Genomic DNA, 16,902 nt, shown 5'->3' with positions numbered 1-16,902 from the left:
CGGCCCCTCCCGCCTCTCCAGGCACCCCGCACGAGGTGCTTGTTCCGCGCACCGTTCTCTAGGATCGCCTCATACGACCGGCTCAACCAGAGGGGAACGTCATGGCGCGGCCCGTACGCCGTCTGATGCACCGCGTGACACCGGCGATCCTGCTGGCCGCGCTGGTCACCGGCTGCTCCAGTGGGCAGGAGCCGGACCGGCCGGCGACATCGCTGAAGGGCGGGGAGAACCAGGAGACGGGCGGCACCACGACGCCCTCGGCGGCCGGGGGCAGCGGTACGGTCGGCGGCAAGGGCTCCCCCTGCCCGCTGCCCGTCACCTTCGACCTCGCGCCGAAGTGGCGGCCGGAGGCCGTCAAGGGCGGGGGCGAAACGGCGATGCCCTCCCTGGGCCCGGTGCGGCTCGTCTGCGAGATCGACGCCAAACCGGCCGGGCACGTCGGCTTCCTCCGCGTCTGGACCGGCGGCGCGAAGGGCGACGACCCGCGCCGGGCACTGGAGTCGTTCGTCGCCGAGTACGTCGACAACAGCAAGGACGTCGTCTACACCGAGGCCAGGACGGGCGGGTTCGCGTCGGCCGAGGCGGACTTCCTCAACGCGACCGCGCTGACCGAGGAGGTCACCAAGGTGCGCGCGCTCGCCCTCGCCACGGACCAGGGCCTGGTCGTCCTGGAGATGAGCGGGATGGACGACGAGGAGCACGAGGCGATGCTCCCGGCCTTCGAACGCGCGAAGAAGTCCGTCCGGGCGACGGCCTGACCCCGTACCGAGCCGGTACGGCGCACATCCCGGGGCCCCGGCCCGCCTCCCGAGAGGATTCCCATGAGTACGCCGAGCACGGTCGACACCGCGCTGTCGGCCGCGCTGTACGCGTCGGGGGACGCGTCCCTCGACACCGCGGCGTCCCTCCTCGCCGCCGACCGGTCCGCCGACGCGGAACTCGCCCGCCGGGGCGAGGAGTTCGTCCGCCGTGCCTGGGAACGCGGCTGGCAGCCCGCCGATGTCGTCCGTCTCGTCCGCCGTGATCTCGGCGACCACCATGTCCGCCTGGTCTCCGGCCTCATCGTCTCCGAGTCGCGGCGGTACGCCGTGCTCGCCCCACGCTGGTCCGCCCAGCTCACCGAACTGGAGCCGGCCCCGGCCCGGAGCGCCGACCGCTTCTCGTACGCCACGGCCGTCCTGGAGCTGTACCGCCTGCTGATCCGCCTCCCCGCCCTCGAACCCGTCGGCCCGGTGCCGGGCGAGCCCTTCGCCCCCACGTCGGTGTACGAGCCCCGCATGCTGACCCGGATACGGGCCCTGCTCGCCAAGGCGGAGGCCACGGACTACCCGGAGGAGGCGGAGGCCCTCACCGCGAAGGCCCAGGAACTGGCGGCCCGCCACAGCGTGGACGAGTCGGCCCTCGCGGCACGCGACGCCCGCACCGCGTCCGCGTCCGGTGCGTCGGCCGCGTCCGCCGTGCCCGCGGCCTGCCGGATCGGTGTCGACCCGCCGTACGAGACGTCCAAGGCGATCCTCCTCGACGCCGTCGCCTCCGCGAACCGCTGCCGCGCCGTCTGGAACGAGGGCTTCGGCTTCGCGACCGTCGTCGGCTTCGACTCCGACCTCGAAGCGGTCGAACTGCTCTACACCTCCCTGCTCGTCCAGGGCACGGCCGCCATGACCCGCGCCGAGGCGACCCAGCGCGCCGGCGGGCGCAGACGGACGAAGACCTTCCGCCAGTCCTTCCTGCTCTCCTACGCGGCCCGCCTCGGCGAACGCCTCACGGCGGCGGCGCGGACCGTGTCCGCCCCCGCCGATCTGCTGCCCGTCCTCGCCACCCGGGAGATCGCCGTCACCTCCCGTACGGAGGAACTGTTCCCGCGCACCACCTCGACCCGGGTACGGGGTGCCGGCGACGAGGCCGGCTGGCTGGAGGGCCGCGCGGCGGCGGACAGCGCCAAGGTCTCCCGGGACCGCCGCGCCGTCGACGCCCGGGACCCCGATCGGGAACGAGCCGCACGGAACACCGGCCGCGGACGGGAAGGGCTCCGTGAAGATCACCGGCGCATGCCGGAGCCGCGCGAGTAGCGAGTCGGGATGGGGCCTCGCGCTGATCGAGGCGGTCGCGTTCCGCTGGGGTGGGGGACAGCACGCCGTCGGCCAGAGGATCTACGAGGAGCCCGGGGGCGCCTCCGCGGCAGTACCCCCCCGCCGGGGGCCGTTCGCGGTGCGGCGGGGTCAGGTCACCGGGCGGGCCAGCTCCTCCCGCAGGATCCGCGCCAGCGGATCGCACCGCAGGTAGTTCGCGGCGAGGTGGAAGTCGAAGGCGTGGATGCTGTCGTGGTGGTCGGCCGATACGCCGGTGAAGGCGCGCGCGACACCGCCCTTCGGGATGGCCACCAGGTCGCCGACGTCCGAGATGTTCACCCAGCGCCGGACGGACGGCGGGCGGGAGCCCAACTCCTGGACGGGCGCGGGGAGCAGCCGGGGGAAGACCGCGTGGGGGAGGGCCAGCGGGGAGCCGAGGGTGACCAGGAGGTCGACCGGTGCGCCCCGGTGTGCCCACAGGGCCTCGTACGCGACGACCGAGCCGAGCGAGTGGGCGATCACGACCCGGGGGGTGTGCTCGGTCAGGGCCAGGGCGACCGCCGAACCCGCGTCCGCGCGCGGACGGCCGTCCGGCTCGCCCAGATAGGTCGCCACCTCGGCGAAGAAGCGGGCGACGAAGGCTTCCACCATCGACGGCGCGAGTCCGTCGCGGGCCGCGACCCAGGCGAGGGCCTGGCGGAGCGGCCAGGTGGCCCAGCCCTGGGGGACCTCCTCGGGCAGACCCTGCTCGTCCAGCCACAGGCGCATCAACGCCTCGGCCTCCGGGCCCAGTTCCTCAAGGGTCACCTCGTCGATGCTCTGCCCGCCGGGCTCGCGCAGCAGATCCGCGTAGTAGGCGACCGCGAGATCGCACTCCCGTACCGAGGCGCCGAAGGGGCCACGGGCGAGGTTTTTCGTCCAGGTGGCGGCGAGCTTCGCGCGCGCCTCGGCGGACGTCGCGCCCGCGTAGTGATTCCCGACCCCGTGTACGCCCAGAATGCGCATCCTGTCTCCTCCCCGAGCCCCCGACAGCGCCGTGGCGCCGCTATGTTGGGCGGAGTCCTGCCCAGTTCCGGCCGGTCCGCCCGGAGAAGGAGAACGATGCGCGAGGTATCCCGGTTCCGGCTGTCGGACGGCAGCGTCGTGAACATGGAGGTGGACGTCGACGATGCCTTGGACGTCGGGTACCGGGACGTCACGGGCAGTTACGAGGCGAGGAGTTCCCTCGGCGACGCCACCCGGGCCATCGGGGCGGCGATGTCGGACATGGTCAGGAGCTTTCTCGACGTGCCGGGCCCACGGCCGAACGAGCTGGAGATCGAGTTCAGTGTGCAGCTGAGCGCCGAGTCGGGGGCGACGATCGTCAAGAGCTCGGAGGACGGGCACTTCCATATCAAGGCCACCTGGGACAGGAACACGGTCTACTGAGGCACGGAACCCGCCCCCTATGACCGATGTCGCCGGGGACAGCGCCCCGGACACAGATCACGCGGTGGTCCTCGCCGTACGGAACTTCCGGCACAGCCCGCTGCCCGACGACGGTGACGAAGTGCCGCTCAGGGGCGGTACCGGCTTTCCGGAGCTGGAGTTCGCCCCCGGCCGGGCCACGGCGGTCGGCGCCTCCCTCGCCGCGCTGGGATACCGGCTGCACGGCGGCGCGGTGCTCGTCGACCCGACCCTCACGGTCGCCCGTACCTCACTCGACGACGCCGTCGGGCGCACACCCGCCGGCGGAGGGCTGGTGGTCCACCTCGTCAGCCACGGCCACACCGACTCCTCCGGCTCCCTGCGGATCGCCCTGGCCGACAGCGCGCCCGGTGACGGGCTGGACGTCGAGTCGTGGCTGCGCGACCTGGAGCGCGAGGGGCGCCCGGCGGCGCTCATCATGCTGGACGTCTGCCATGCCGGCGCGGCCGTCCGCTGGCAGTGGAACAACTGGTCCATGCGGCTGCGGGCCGAGGCGCGCAGCGCGAACGCGCGCCGGGCCTGGGTGCTGGCCGCCGCCGCGCCGGAGGAGAAGGCGTTCAACGGCCGTTTCAGCGAGGCGGTGGCCGCCGTGCTGGAACGTCTGCGCGTGGACGGTCTGGAGACGGACCCGTCCCTGGAGTTCGTCCCCGTCTCGCTCGTCACCAGGGAGATACGGGCGGCGCTCGACCGGCTGTGGCGGGACGAGAAGGGGGTGCCGCAGCATCTCGACAGCACCCCGCTCGCGCTGGGGGAGGAGCCCGCGCTGCGGCTGTTCCGCAACCCCCGGTTCGCTCCGACGACCCTCGCGCGGCTGCGACTGGGTGCCGAGGACTCGCTGCGCAGCTTCCTCGCCGAACTCGACCCGGTGCTCGACGCGTACCACTACATCACCCGCGCCTTCGGGGCGCGGGACGACGCGGTCGGCAGCTGTCTCTTCAGCGGCCGGGACGCCGAACTGGAGATCCTGACCCCGTGGTTGAACACCACCTCGGCCGCCTCCTCCCCGTCGCCTGTCCCGCGGTCGCGTGCCTCGCGGGCCCGGGTCTCTCCGTCGCACGGCCCGTCACCGGCCGGTCCGCCCTCGCCCTCCCTGGTCGTGGTGACGGGCAGCCCCGGCACCGGGAAGTCCGCGCTGCTCGGCATGCTCGTCTGCGCGGCGCATCCCCAGCTGCGGCGGGCCCTCCTCGAACGGCTGCCCCGGCAGCTGAGGCTGCCCGGGCGGGCGACCGCCTTCGCCGCCGTCCACGCGCGCGGGCGGGAGGCGGGGCAGCTCGCGTCGTCGATCGGGCGGCAACTGGGGCTTTCGGTCCCGGCCGCGGGACTGACCCCCGTACAGCTGATCGCCGCCCTGGGACGGCGGGCGGAACGGGGCCATCCGGTGGCCACCGTCGTCCTCGACGCGCTCGACGAGGCGCTGAACCCCGCCGATGTGGTGGACCTGCTGTTGCTGCCCCTCGCCGGGGCGCGGACGAAGAGGACCCGGTCCGGCGCCGAGACCGCCGTCTGCCGGCTGCTCGTCGGGACCCGGGACGTCGAGGACACGGCGGCCGTCGTGGCGGGCGCGCGGGACCGGGGGCGGCTGCTCGACCTGGACGACGCCGACCGGACCGTACTGCGGGACGACGTCGCCGAGTTCGTGCGCCGGCATCTGGAGCTCTCGCCGCTGTACGACGCCGGGCACCAGGAGGATCTGCGCGATCGGCTCAGCGGCGGACTGGCCGACGCGCTGGTGGGGGAGGAGACGCACCCGGGCGCTCCCGGCCCGTATCTGCTCGCCCGGCTCTACCTGCATCAACTCCTGGACGCTCCCGAGGCGATCGGGTCCGACGACATCGACGACGTGGTCGGCCGGGCCCCGCGCACCGTCGCCGACATGCTGGAACTGGATCTCGCGCGGCTGGGCGACCCCTGGGCCCGGTCGCTGCTCGTCGCGGTGGCCCACGCCAAGCACCCGGGCATTCCGGCGGCCCTCGCCCGCGCCGTCGCCCCCTGGATGAACGGCGCGCCCCCGGCGGACGGGCCGGAGGCGCACGACGGGCCGGTGGCGAACGTGCCCGCCGCGGACCGGCCCGGGGAGGAAGGCGGGCCGCCGGACGACGGCGGGCCGCCGGAGGGCGGCGGCCTCCCCGCGGGCGCCGGACGGGTGACGGCCGCCGCGCCGAATGCCCCCGTGCCCCCTGTACCCGACGCGGCCGGGACCCTGGAGCGGGTCGGGTTCTATCTGCGCCGCACCGCCGACCCCGAAGGGCCCACCCTCTACCGGCTGTTCCACCAGGAACTGGTCGACCATCTCCGGGCCCTGCCGACCGCGAGCGGAGAACCCGCCGCCCCGGCCGTCCTGCGCGCGCTGCTCTCCCCGCTCAGCCCGGACCCTGCCGAGCCGGTCCGGTGGCGGCTGGCCCTTCCGTACCAGCTGCGGCACGTGCTGGAGCACGCCGGGGACGCCCGACGGGCCGACGAACTCGTCGCCGATCCCGAGTTCCTCGTCAACGCCGGTCCGCCCGCCGCCGCCCTGGACGGGCTCGACAGCGAAGAGGCCCGTGAACTGGCCGCCGTCTACCGGATGTCGGCGCCCCGGCACCGGCTCTGCGACCCCGGCGCCCGCCGGTCCGTCCTGGCGCTGGACGCGATGCGCTCGGGCCGCGGAGGTCTCGCCGCGCTGCTCACCGCCGGCCGGGACGGCGAGGCGGGAGCCCCGGGCGGCGGGACGGGCGGCTGGTCCCCGCTGTGGGCGTCCGGTTCGGCGGGGGCGGAGGCGCCGGTGGCGGTGCTGACGGGGGCGCCCGGGGCGGCCCGGAGCCTCACCGTCGAGGAGTGGTCCGGCCGGACCGAGGTGCTGGCGTCGGGCGGGACCGGGTGGACGAGCAGATGGGATCTGGCGAGCGCCCAGGGGATTCACCCGGCCGTTCCGGCGAAGGGCGTGGTCTTCCCCGCCCTCCTGCGGGCGGGGGCGACGGCCTTGGCCAGGTGGATGAACGCTCGGCCGGGCGGCGGTCCGGCCCCCGGCGCGGACGGTCCGGCCGTCCGGGCTTCGTTCAGCCCGGCCGACGGGCTCCTGACCGTCTTCGACGAACGCAGCGGCGAGACGGCGACTCTCGCCGGTGTGCGGACGGGGGTCGCCGAGTCCTCCGGGAAGCCGCTGGCCGCCCTGGTCCTCCACTCGCAGGAGATCCGCCTGCTGGACCCGGCCGGGCCCGTACCGCTGCCGCCGCTCCGGCTGACGGGGGCACCCGGAGTGGTGCGCGCGGTCGCGGTGTCCGCGGTCGGGCCCGGCCGGACGCTGGTGCTCGCCGTCACCTCGGCGGGTCCGGTGTTCTGGGACGTGTCCGGGCCGGGGCCCGCCGAGGGCGATCGGGAGGTCCGGGCCGTACCGCTGACGAGCGGGGAGCCGTACGACGACTTCGGACCGGTGGATCTCTTCGCGGACGAGTCGGGCGGCCCGGTCGCCGCCGTGGCGAACGGCGGTTCGGTGACGCTTCACCCGGTGGACACGCCCGGTGAGGGCCGGCGGATTCTCGGCGGTTCGGCGCGCTCCCTCACCGCACTCACCTCCGCCGTCGCCGGTGGCCGCCGGATCCTGGTCGGGGGCAGCGCCGACGGTTCCGTACGCGTATGGGATCTGACGGCGCCCCGCGCGCCGGACGCCGGGCAGCGGCACCCCGGGCCGGTGGTGGCGGTGACGGCCGGTTCGGCGGGCGGGCGGCGGCTGCTCCTCGGCGCCTCCGGTGAGGAGGTCTGGATGCGCGATCCGGCCACCGGCCTGACGACCGGGCGGATCCGGACCGGGCAGGTCGGTGTCACGGCGCTGGCGTTCACCCGGCTCGGCCGCCGCCCGGTGATCCTGACGGCGGGCGCGGACTGGACCCTGCGGATCTGGGACGCGCGGCGGCGTACTCCCGTCGGCGCCCCGCTGATCTCGCGTGCGGGGCGGACGGACGCGCTCGCGGTGGGGCGCCTGGACGGGCGACCGGTGGCGGTGACCGGAGGCGACGGCGCCCTCGCGGTGTGGGACCTGCCGTCGGGGTCACTGGTCGGCGAGCACGCGACGGCGCACGACGCACCGGTCAGGGGGCTGGCGTTCGCGCCGGACGCCGGGGGCCGGGCCCGGCTGGTCTCCTGCGGCGACGACGGCACCGTGCGCTTCTGGGAGCTGACCGAACAGGCCCTCGTCCAGCGGTCCTTCGCCCGCCTTCCGGGCGCCGTCACCTGTGTCCGGGTCGTGGGCGGGCTGGCGCTGACGGGTGGTGCGGACCGGACCGTCAGGGTCTGGGACGCGCTGTCGGGGGAGCCGGACGGCGAGCCGCTGACGGGTCACTCCGACGCGGTCGGCCGGCTCGCGGCCGGACGGTTCGCCGGTGTCCCCGCCGTCTTCAGCCTCGGCGCCGACGCGACCCTGCGGACATGGGACCTGAAGGAGCGCCGGCCGCTGGCGGTCCTGGACCTGCCGTCCGCCGCGCACGACCTGGCCTGGTCGTCCCCCGGCCGGATCGCTCTCGGACTCGGACGGGACCTGGTGGTGCTGGAGGAGTCGCCCGGCATCACCGGGCCTCCGGGGGCGTCGCTGCACTGACGGCACGGCAGGCCCGGGCGGCCGTCTCCCGTGGGGTCGGGGCCTTCGGCGCCCCCGTACGACTTCCGAGGACGGCGGGCGAGGTGACGGGCGGTCGGGGGAGCGCGGACCCGGGCCCGCCCGACGCCGGGGAGGGGTGCCTTACACACCGGAGGGGCGCCGTACAAAACACCTCAAACATGTGCAAACAACCGGTACTCTCGCCCCATGACCTGGCTCCGGGCCCTGAAGGAGACCGCCCGCTCCGGGCTCAGCCTGGAACCGCGGCGGGTCGCCCCCGCCGTGGCCCTGCGAGGCGCATGCGGACTCGCGCTCGTCGTCGGCGGCGCCCTCGCCCTCTTCGGACCCGTCGTCGCCGTCAGCTCCGCCTTCGGCGCGTTCCAGGCCGCCATCGCCACACTGCAGCGCAGCTGGCGCCCCCGACCCGTGCTCGCCCTCGCGTCCGGCGGCAGCCTCGCGGTGTCGACGTTCATCGGGTACCTCGCCGCGGGACATCCCGGGACCTTCGCCCTGCTGCTCGCGGTGTGGACCCTGATCGCCGGGCTCGCCTGGACGGTCGGGCCCACCGTCGGCATCATCGGCGCCTCGAACGTCGCGATCATGCTGGTGACGGTCACCCTGCCGACCTCGGTCGCCGCGGCGGCGGGCCACGCCGCGGTGATCGCGGTCGGCGGGGTGGTGCAGGCGGCGCTGATCGTGCTGTTCCCCGTACGCCCCTGGGGCGCCCAGCGCGACGCCCTCGCCGACGCACTCGCCGCCGAGGCGGACTACGCGCGGCGGCTGCGCCACGACCCCACCGCCCCCTTCGACCCGGCGCCCCTGATGCTCGCCCGGAACGCCGCCGCCGTCAGCCCCCGGCAGGCGCGCCGCAGGCCCGCCGAGCTGCACGGCGCGCGGGGGCTCGCCGAACGGATCAGACCGGTGCTGGCGTCACTGGCGGACCCCGCACTCGGGGTGCCGGACGAGGGGCCCGAGCGGGACCGCGTACGGGAGCTGCTCGCCGCCGCCGGGACCGTACTCGACACCGCGGCCCGGACCGTCCGCCACGGCGAACCGGTCGCGCCACCGGCGCCCGCGCTCGCCGTGCTGAGGACCCCGGACACGGGAGCGATCCTCAGCGGCCCGCCCCGCCGGGCGGCGCTGCGGCTCGGGGCCCTCCTCGACGACGTCGTCGAGACGGCCCGGGGCGAGGGCGAGGGCGAGGGCGCGCGCCAGGGCGGCCACCGCGACCGTCCCTCGCTTCTGCGTCTGCTGCCCGGCGCCCTGCGCGCCATGCGCGCCGAGGTCCGGCGGGGCTCCCCGATCCTGCGTCACGCACTGCGGGTGTCCACGGTCGTGGTCACCAGCTATCTCGTCGGCTCCGCGCTGCCGCTCGGCCACGGGTACTGGGCGCCGATCACCTCGGTCATGGTCATGCGCCCGGACTTCACCCAGACGTACGCCCGTTCGGTCGCCCGCTTCGGCGGCACCCTGATCGGCGTCAGCCTGGCGACGGCCGTCCTGGAGACGGCACGGCCGGGGACATGGCTGTCGGCCGCGCTCGCGGTCCTGTGCGCGTTCTGTACGTACCTCGTCTTGCGGTCGGGGTACGCCGCCACGAACGTCTGCATCTCCGCGTACGTCGTGTTCCTGCTCGGCATGGGCGGCGAGGACGTGGGCCAGACCGTGCCGGAACGGGTGCTGCTGACCCTGATCGGCGGGCTGCTGGCGATGCTCTCGTACGCCCTCTACCCGGCGTGGGAGACGCCCCGGCTGCGGAACCGGCTCGCCGACTGGCTCACGGCGGACTGCCGCTATGTCGCCGCGGTGGTCGACCACTACGCCCGGCCCGCCGAGGCGGATGCCTCGGCGCGGGACATCCGGCGGGCGCTGCTGGCGGCGCGGGACGCCCGGATCGCCTGGCAGGAGGCGATGACGAGGGCGGCGCACGAGCCGGTACGCGGCCGGGGGCTGTCCCGCGCCGCCGCGGAGGCCGCGTCCGAGGCGCTCGCCAAACTGGGCCGGGGCGGCATGCTGTTGGAGGCCCATCTCCCAGGGCGGGCCGACAGTCCCGTTCCCGCCGCCGCGGCCCTCGCCAAGGCGCTCCGCCAGGACGCGGACCGGGCGGCGAGAGCGGTACGCGAACGGCGTACCCCCCACTGGGACCGGGCGGACCGGACGCTGGCCGAGTGGACCCCCGAACACGAGGTCCTCGACCGCGGCACCGCCCTCGTCGCGGAGGCCCTCACGGACCTCACCACCGCGCTCGCCTCCCCCACCCCCTCACCCTGAGCTCCACGCCTCAACCCACCGGAAAATTCAGCCTCGCCCGCGCCTGAGGCGCGGCGTCGGAAAATTCAGCCCCGCCGAGACTTGAGGCGCGGACCGGGACATTCGGCCTCGCGGACGTCTGAGGCGCGGCGTCGGACATTCAGCCCCGCCCGGGTCTGAGGCGAGGGGTCGGAAAATCAACCTCGCCGGCGTTTGAGGCGCGGGGTTCGGGGCGGAGCCCCGCACGCGGCCGCGGCACGGTTGCCTGTGCCTTCGGCCACGGGGGCGGATGGCCAGAGCCGCGGGTACAGGCGACGCCGATTCGCCGGCCGCCGCCGGGCCCGCCCTCAGGCGCCGGAGGGGCCGGAAAACTCAGCCCCGCCGGCGTTTGAGGCGCAGGGCCCGGGGCGGAGCCCCGCACGCGCCCGGGGCAGAGAGATCACGCGCCGGGAAGCTTGGGGATCGAGGGAAGGTCCGTGGGGAGCTGCCCCGCCCCCACCTTGCTCAGCGTGTCCTTCTTGCCCGAGTCCCACGAGATGACCAGCGTCTTGCTGTCGCTGGACTCGATCGTTCCCATCGTCCGGTCCTTGTTGCCGTCGACACACGTCAGCGAGAGCATCTGCTTGCCGTGGTCCGCGACTTCACCACTGCACGTGTGCCCCTCCGCGACGAGCACGGCCTTCTTGTCGGTGATCCCGAGGCTGACGGGCTTGCCCTCGCTCATGCCGGACCACGCGCCGGTGATGTCACCGCCACCGCTGGCCGGTTCCTTCGTCGCGGAGTCCGTCGCCGAGGTCGCGGGCCCGCCGGGCACCGCGCTCTTCTCCTTGGACGAGTCCCCGCCACCGTCCCCGTCGCTGCCGCAACCGGTCAGCACAAGAGCGATCGCCGTGGTGATTCCGGCCGCGGCCACGGATGTACGTACACGCATGGGATGTCCCCCTGTGTCGGATGAAAGACCGCGCCAAGTTACCAGGAGGAAGCGGATACCCCCGGGAGGAATCCGGCGTGCGATTCCTCACGCGGGCCGGACTCCTGTCGTACCGTCCGACCAGCACTTGTCTGGACTGTTACCTGGAAATGGGAGCCGGAAGGGCCCCTTACGCGTCTCTTACTAGTGCACGGGGGAAACGACCCGGACGGCCCGCCCCGGACGTCGGCGCACACGCTCACGGACGGCGGCCGGCGCTCGTCCGTTCCCCGGGCGATCGAGGGGGCACTCGAAGTCACAGACACGGTGTGATCCGCCGGAAACCGCTCACTGCGTAACCGGAGGAACACCCCACGTGCACGTGCATCTGCTCGTGCGGACGCTCATGCATTCGCAGGTGGAACAGAGCTATGATCCCCGACAGTTGACACATGCACCTTGTACCTCGGGAGCTACTCGTGCACCACGCGTACAACGGCATGGCGGCCACGGAGCTTCCCGGGGTCGTCTGGCAGAAGAGCAGGCACAGCAACTCCCAGGGTTCGTGCGTGGAGTTCGCCAAGCTGCCCGGCGGGAATGTGGCGATGCGCAATTCACGGCATCCCGACGGTCCCGCGCTCGTCTACACGCCCGCCGAGATCGAAGCGATGATTCTGGGCGTGAAGGACGGGGAGTTCGACCATCTGATAGCGGGCGGCTGACCGGCCGCCGCCTCGCGCCGGAATCTCAACGGGCGGCCTGGCACGGGCTGTTCGAACCGGCTGCCCGTCCCAGCCCGACCGCGCCCGGCTCCCGGGTGCCCCGTAGCCGCCCGCAGGCCGTGCCCCGCCAGGCGCTGCCTGCGGGCTCCGGCGGGGCACAGTCGTACGCGCGGGCGGGCCGGACCGCGCCGGGGCGACCCCGGCAGATCCACTGCCCGGACTGCGGGACCGGGCGGCGCGGCGTACCGGGACACGGCGGTCGACGGCCCGTCGGCAACCGTCCATGACCTCGGACCGCCTCGTGGGAGAACCCTGAGCATGCGGAGAACCGGGAGAACCCTGAAAAAACGAATCGGGGGAAACGAAGAAGCGGGCCCGTCCCCCGACAGCGGGCCCGCTTCCGGCTCGTTGGACCGGTTCTCTCCGCCGGTTCGGCCCGGCGGAGAGAGTTCAGCTCAGTCGGAACAGCGCCCACACCACTTTGCCGTGCAGCGCCCCGGCGAGCGGGTGCCAGCCCCAGCTGTCGCTGAAGGCGTCCACGAGGAACAGGCCCCGGCCGGACTCGGCCGGACCGCGGGGGTCGGGGAACGGTGAGTCCTCACCGAAGCTCCCGTCACCGAAGGGCTCGTCGTCGAAGGACCCGTCACCGAGCGACCCGCCGGGGAGGGATCCATTGCCCGACGACCCATTGCTCGACGAACCGTTGCCCGACGAACCGTTGCTCGATGAACCGTTGGCCGACGGCCCGCTGCCGAGCACGCCGTTGCCCGCCGCCCCGCCACCGGGCAACCCGTTGCCGAGAGCCCCGTTGGCCGACGACCCGTTCCCCAGAGAGTTGCCGCCGAGGCCCCCCTCCCCGTACGCCCCGTTGCCGAACGACATCCCGGGACTCGCCGGGCTGGGATCGCGCACCGCGCACACCAGCCGGCCGGGCCACCGCATCAGATGCAGCCGTACGGGTGGATCCTGGGTCTCCCTCGTCCCGTCGGGCACGGCGTGCCGCAGCGCGTTGGTGACGAGTTCGGACACGACCAGGCTGACATCGTCGAAACGGTCGTCGAGGTTCCAGTCCCGGAGGGTCGCCCGGGTGAACTTGCGCGCACCGCGCACCGCTTCATAGCGGGCCGACAGCGAGCAGGACGCCGAACTGGTGGCCCTCGCCTGGTCGATGGGGGGAAGCCCCTGCCTTAAAGGCTCGAGCATGGTCGATCCATTCGTCCCCATGCGAGGCACTCCCGGGAATCGCGGCTGTGACGCTTCAACACAAACGAGCATGCAGGTGCGCGGGGACCATGGTTCCGAATGCGTACGGCAGATGCAAGGGCAGATGCACGTGCACGCGCCCGTTCTGTCCGCTCCCGTGCGAGTTCTGGGTCATATCTTCCCCACATCTCTTTCATGGGCTTCCCAAGCGCTTCCCATTTCAGTAATCGAATGAGTACGGGCTGGAGTGTTTTGGTGGCAGAATCCGGCACTTGGGGCTAGGGGATGCCCCAGGCTGTAGGGACCGGAGGACCGGAAACGTTGGACGAGAAGGACGAGGAGGGTTGGAGTCGTGACCGCAGGCGAGTCGTGGGCCGAAGGGCCGGGTGGCGGATCCGTGGTGCGGCGCATCCTGTTGGGCTCGCAGCTGAGGCGGTTGCGCGAATCGCGCGGCATCACCCGTGAGGCGGCCGGCTACTCGATCCGCGCATCAGAGTCGAAGATCAGCCGCATGGAGTTGGGACGTGTGAGTTTCAAGGCGAGGGATGTCGAAGATCTGCTGACGCTCTACGGAGTCGCCGACGAGACGGAGCGAGGCGCACTGCTCGCCCTCGTCAAGGAGGCCAATATCGCCGGCTGGTGGCACAGCTACGGAGATGTGCTGCCCGGCTGGTTCCAGACATATGTGGGACTGGAGGCGGCGGCCTCGCTCATCCGGATCTACGAGGTCCAGTTCGTCCACGGTCTGCTCCAGACCGAGTCGTACGCCGCCGCTGTCGTCGCGCGCGGCACGCCGAACTCCACCCCGGCCGACATCGACCGCCGGGTGGCGCTGCGCCTGGAGCGCCAGAAGGTGCTCGTCTCGGAGCGCGGCCCGCAGCTGCACGCCGTTCTCGACGAGGCGGCACTGCGCCGCCCCTACGGCGATCGAGCCGTGATGCAGGGGCAGTTGAGGCATCTTATCGAGATCTCGGAGCAGCCGAACGTCACGCTCCAGGTGATGCCCTTCAGCTTCGGCGGCCACGCGGGTGAGAGCGGCGCCTTCAGCATGCTGCGCTTCCCCGAGTCGGATCTCTCCGACATCGTCTATCTGGAGCAGCTCACCAGCGCGCTCTACCTGGACAAGCGCGAGGAAGTCGCCCAGTACGAGAAGGCGATGAAGCGCCTCCAGGAGGACAGCCCCGACCCGGCGCAGAGCCGGGACGTACTGCGCGGTCTGTTGCAGCTGACCTGAACGGGACGACCGTGACCTGCGGTCCGATCGGAATCACCTGCCCGTGGTCTACTCCAACTCGCCCTCTGCGCAAGTATAGTGACGTGACATCAGGCATCTGTTTCTCCTGACGGCTCCCACTGCTTCCGCAAGAGGTAACTGAGGGTAAGGAATCGGATCACATGTCCTTGTTCACCGAGCTGGCCCACCAGTACATCGACGGCGAGTGGAGGCCCGGGAGCGGCTCCTGGGACATCATCGACTTCAACCCCTACAACGGGGAGAAGCTGGCCTCGATACCCGTCGCGACGGCGGTCGAGGTGGACCAGGCGTACCGCGCGGCCGAGCGTGCGCAGGTGGCCTGGGGTGAGACCAACCCGTACGCCCGCCGCGCCGTCTTCGAGAACGCCCTGCGCATCATCGAGGAGCGCGAGGCGGACATCACCGAGGCGATCATCGCCGAGCTGGGTGGCACCCACCTCAAGGCGGGATTCGAGCTGCATCTGGCCAAGGAGTTTCTGCGCGAGGCGATCCAGCTGGCGCTGCGGCCCGAAGGAAGGATTCTTCCCTCACCGGTCGACGGCAAGGAGAACCGCGTCTACCGGCTGCCGGTCGGTGTCGTCGGGGTGATCAGTCCCTTCAACTTCCCCTTCCTCCTCTCCATCAAGTCGGTCGCGCCCTCGCTGGCGCTCGGCAACGCGGTCGTCCTCAAGCCGCACCAGAACACCCCGATCTGCGGTGGCTCGCTGGTGGGCAAGGTCTTCGAGGACGCGGGGCTGCCGCCCGGTCTGCTGAACGTCGTGATCACGGACATCGCGGAGATCGGCGACGCGCTCATCGAGCACCCGGTCCCCAAGGCGATCTCCTTCACCGGCTCCGACAAGGTCGGCCAGCACGTCGCCACCGTCTGCGCGGCCAACTTCAAGCGCGCGATTCTGGAGCTGGGCGGCAACAGCGCGCTGATCGTCCTGGAGGACGCGGATATCGACTACGCCGTCGATGCGGCGGTTTTCAGCCGTTATGTGCACCAGGGCCAGGTGTGCATGGCGGCGAACCGGGTGCTCGTGGACCGCAGGATCGAGCAGGAGTTCACCGAGAAGTTCGTCGCCAAGGTGCGCACGCTCAAGGTGGGCGACCCGGCCGACCCCGCCACCCACATCGGGCCGCTCATCAACTCCCGTCAGGCCGACGCCGTCACCACACTGGTCGCGCAGACGGTCGAGGCGGGCGCGACCGCGCTGCTGCGCGGCGGCTCCGAGGGCAATCTGGTGGAGCCGTCGGTGCTCACGGGTATCGCGACCGACTCCCCGGTCCTGGGGCAGGAGATCTTCGGTCCTGTCGTGCTGATCGTGCCGTTCGACGGGGAGGACGACGCGGTGCGGATCGCGAACGACACTCCGTACGGACTCAGCGGAGCCGTCCACACCGCCGATGTCGAGCGGGGCGTGGCCATCGCCAAGCGGATCAACACCGGCATGATCCACATCAATGACAGCACGGTCCACGACGAGCCCATCGTCCCCTTCGGCGGTGAGAAGCACTCCGGCAGCGGGCGGCTGAACGGTGAGTCGATGATCGAGGCGTTCACGACCCAGAAGTGGATCTCGGTGCAGCACGGCCGCTCGCAGTTCCCCTTCTGACCGGGCCGACGGGCCTTCCGGGCCCGGTTCACCGCCGTCTCGGTTCTCCGCCGTCCGGCTCCCGCCGGGCCGGGCGCGCACCCGGTGAGAATGTTTGCTCCACCCGGACCATTGAGGACAGGACCTGTCCTCAATGGTCCGTAGTGTTTGCGGTGTCGGAGGGAGGGCGGGAGCCTCTCCTGTGGAGCAGCCCGAAGGGCGTACACCATGGTCACTCATGTTCCAGCGGAGGCCCACGGAGACGAGCGCGGGGCGCTGCTCGCCTTCGTCGAGGCGCAGCGCGGTGCGATCCGGCGGTCGGTCCTGGGGCTCACCGAGGAGCAGGCCGCGAGCCGGCCGAGCGCCGGCGAACTGTCCCTGTCCGGTCTGCTCAAGCATGTCGCCGAGACCGAGCTGAACTGGCTGCGGATGGCCCAGCAGCGCCCGAACGAGAAGCAGCGCACCGAGGACACCTGGGGTGACGGCTTCCGGCTGGTGGAGGGCGAGTCGATCGAGGACATCCTGGTGTTCTGGGACTCGGTCGCCGGGGAGACCACGGAGCTCATCCACTCGGTGCCCAGCCTGAACGACACCTTCCCGCTGCCCGAGGCGCCGTGGTTCCCCCCGGAGGGCAGGGTGTCCATGCGCTGGCTGATGCTCCATCTGGTGGAGGAGATCGGCCGGCACGCGGGCCACGCGGACATCCTCCGCGAGTCGCTCGACGGGAAGACGGCGTTCGAGCTGGTGGCGCTGGAGCGCGGCGAGAGCTGGGGCGGGTAGGCCGGGCACTCCCGTGCGCCGCTGTGCGCACGGGAGGCTCACGGGCGCCGGCGGACCTCGGCGGGAGGCTCACGGGCGCCGGCGGACCTCGGCTAGAGG

11 protein-coding genes and 2 pseudogenes are annotated in these 16,902 nt (G+C 72.7%); 9 read left to right on the top strand and 4 right to left on the bottom strand.

Translation table 11 applies throughout. The features are described from left to right. The first annotated feature begins 101 nt into the window (after window positions 1-101). Window positions 102-758 carry a lipoprotein gene (locus tag ACFYT4_RS04950; protein WP_389265343.1) on the top strand — a complete coding sequence of 219 codons (657 nt, stop codon included), beginning with the start codon at window positions 102-104 and terminating at the stop codon, window positions 756-758. A 63-nt stretch (window positions 759-821) separates the two neighbouring features. Continuing rightward, window positions 822-2,069: a DUF2786 domain-containing protein gene (locus ACFYT4_RS04945; protein ID WP_389265342.1), complete on the top strand. Its 1,248-nt coding sequence runs from the start codon at window positions 822-824 to the stop codon at window positions 2,067-2,069. Window positions 2,070-2,219: 150 nt separating this feature from the next. On the opposite strand, the gene ACFYT4_RS04940 is transcribed toward ACFYT4_RS04945, so the two are convergent. After that, a complete protein-coding gene (locus ACFYT4_RS04940; protein WP_389265341.1) occupies window positions 2,220-3,074 on the bottom strand; it encodes a serine peptidase in 855 nt (284 codons plus the stop codon). Window positions 3,075-3,170: 96 nt separating this feature from the next. On the opposite strand from ACFYT4_RS04940, the gene ACFYT4_RS04935 reads away from it, so the two are divergent. The 3 genes from ACFYT4_RS04935 to ACFYT4_RS04925 all read left to right on the top strand — a co-directional run bounded on the left by ACFYT4_RS04935 (window position 3,171) and on the right by ACFYT4_RS04925 (window position 10,377). After that, window positions 3,171-3,497 carry a CU044_2847 family protein gene (locus ACFYT4_RS04935; protein WP_389265340.1) on the top strand — a complete coding sequence of 109 codons (327 nt, stop codon included), beginning with the start codon at window positions 3,171-3,173 and terminating at the stop codon, window positions 3,495-3,497. A gap of 19 nt (window positions 3,498-3,516) precedes the next feature. Continuing rightward, window positions 3,517-8,106, top strand: coding sequence for a hypothetical protein (locus ACFYT4_RS04930; RefSeq protein ID WP_389265338.1), 4,590 nt, complete (start codon window positions 3,517-3,519; stop codon window positions 8,104-8,106). 207 nt (window positions 8,107-8,313) lie between these two features. Further along, window positions 8,314-10,377, top strand: coding sequence for an FUSC family protein (locus ACFYT4_RS04925; protein WP_389265336.1), 2,064 nt, complete (start codon window positions 8,314-8,316; stop codon window positions 10,375-10,377). A gap of 418 nt (window positions 10,378-10,795) precedes the next feature. On the opposite strand, the gene ACFYT4_RS04920 is transcribed toward ACFYT4_RS04925, so the two are convergent. After that, on the bottom strand, window positions 10,796-11,287 hold the full coding sequence (locus ACFYT4_RS04920) for a hypothetical protein (RefSeq protein ID WP_389265334.1): 492 nt from the start codon (window positions 11,285-11,287) through the stop codon (window positions 10,796-10,798). 458 nt (window positions 11,288-11,745) lie between these two features. Between ACFYT4_RS04920 and ACFYT4_RS04915 the strand changes: the two genes are divergently transcribed. Then, window positions 11,746-11,988, top strand: a complete 243-nt coding sequence (locus ACFYT4_RS04915; RefSeq protein ID WP_389265762.1) for a DUF397 domain-containing protein — start codon at window positions 11,746-11,748, stop codon at window positions 11,986-11,988. 450 nt (window positions 11,989-12,438) lie between these two features. Here ACFYT4_RS04915 and ACFYT4_RS04910 read toward each other — a convergent pair. Continuing rightward, window positions 12,439-12,555: pseudogene (locus ACFYT4_RS04910) on the bottom strand (ATP-binding protein); the annotation flags it as partial. Window positions 12,556-12,873: 318 nt separating this feature from the next. Next, window positions 12,874-13,212: pseudogene (locus tag ACFYT4_RS04905) on the bottom strand (ATP-binding protein); the annotation flags it as partial. A 331-nt stretch (window positions 13,213-13,543) separates the two neighbouring features. On the opposite strand from ACFYT4_RS04905, the gene ACFYT4_RS04900 reads away from it, so the two are divergent. The 3 genes from ACFYT4_RS04900 (at window position 13,544) to ACFYT4_RS04890 (ending at window position 16,803) form a co-directional block, all read left to right on the top strand. Continuing rightward, window positions 13,544-14,425, top strand: coding sequence for a helix-turn-helix domain-containing protein (locus tag ACFYT4_RS04900; RefSeq protein WP_389265332.1), 882 nt, complete (start codon window positions 13,544-13,546; stop codon window positions 14,423-14,425). Between the two features lie 161 nt (window positions 14,426-14,586). Then, window positions 14,587-16,044, top strand: coding sequence for an aldehyde dehydrogenase family protein (locus ACFYT4_RS04895; RefSeq protein WP_389265330.1), 1,458 nt, complete (start codon window positions 14,587-14,589; stop codon window positions 16,042-16,044). A 207-nt stretch (window positions 16,045-16,251) separates the two neighbouring features. Continuing rightward, a complete protein-coding gene (locus ACFYT4_RS04890) occupies window positions 16,252-16,803 on the top strand; it encodes a DinB family protein (RefSeq protein WP_389265329.1) in 552 nt (183 codons plus the stop codon). Window positions 16,804-16,902 lie beyond the last annotated feature (99 nt).

The sequence above is a fragment of the Streptomyces sp. NPDC004609 genome, assembly GCF_042873655.1.
In the GTDB taxonomy this organism is placed as follows: domain Bacteria; phylum Actinomycetota; class Actinomycetes; order Streptomycetales; family Streptomycetaceae; genus Streptomyces.
Note: the sequence above shows the minus strand (reverse complement) of the source record. Positions and strands in the feature narration are given on the sequence as shown.

Coding starts and splice junctions, on each gene's coding strand:
- ACFYT4_RS04950 (WP_389265343.1), top strand. CDS start 102: ATGGCGCGGCCCGTACGCCGTCTGATGCACCGCGTGACACCGGCGATC.
- ACFYT4_RS04945 (WP_389265342.1), top strand. CDS start 822: ATGAGTACGCCGAGCACGGTCGACACCGCGCTGTCGGCCGCGCTGTAC.
- ACFYT4_RS04940 (WP_389265341.1), bottom strand. CDS start 3,074: ATGCGCATTCTGGGCGTACACGGGGTCGGGAATCACTACGCGGGCGCG.
- ACFYT4_RS04935 (WP_389265340.1), top strand. CDS start 3,171: ATGCGCGAGGTATCCCGGTTCCGGCTGTCGGACGGCAGCGTCGTGAAC.
- ACFYT4_RS04930 (WP_389265338.1), top strand. CDS start 3,517: ATGACCGATGTCGCCGGGGACAGCGCCCCGGACACAGATCACGCGGTG.
- ACFYT4_RS04925 (WP_389265336.1), top strand. CDS start 8,314: ATGACCTGGCTCCGGGCCCTGAAGGAGACCGCCCGCTCCGGGCTCAGC.
- ACFYT4_RS04920 (WP_389265334.1), bottom strand. CDS start 11,287: ATGCGTGTACGTACATCCGTGGCCGCGGCCGGAATCACCACGGCGATC.
- ACFYT4_RS04895 (WP_389265330.1), top strand. CDS start 14,587: ATGTCCTTGTTCACCGAGCTGGCCCACCAGTACATCGACGGCGAGTGG.
- ACFYT4_RS04890 (WP_389265329.1), top strand. CDS start 16,252: ATGGTCACTCATGTTCCAGCGGAGGCCCACGGAGACGAGCGCGGGGCG.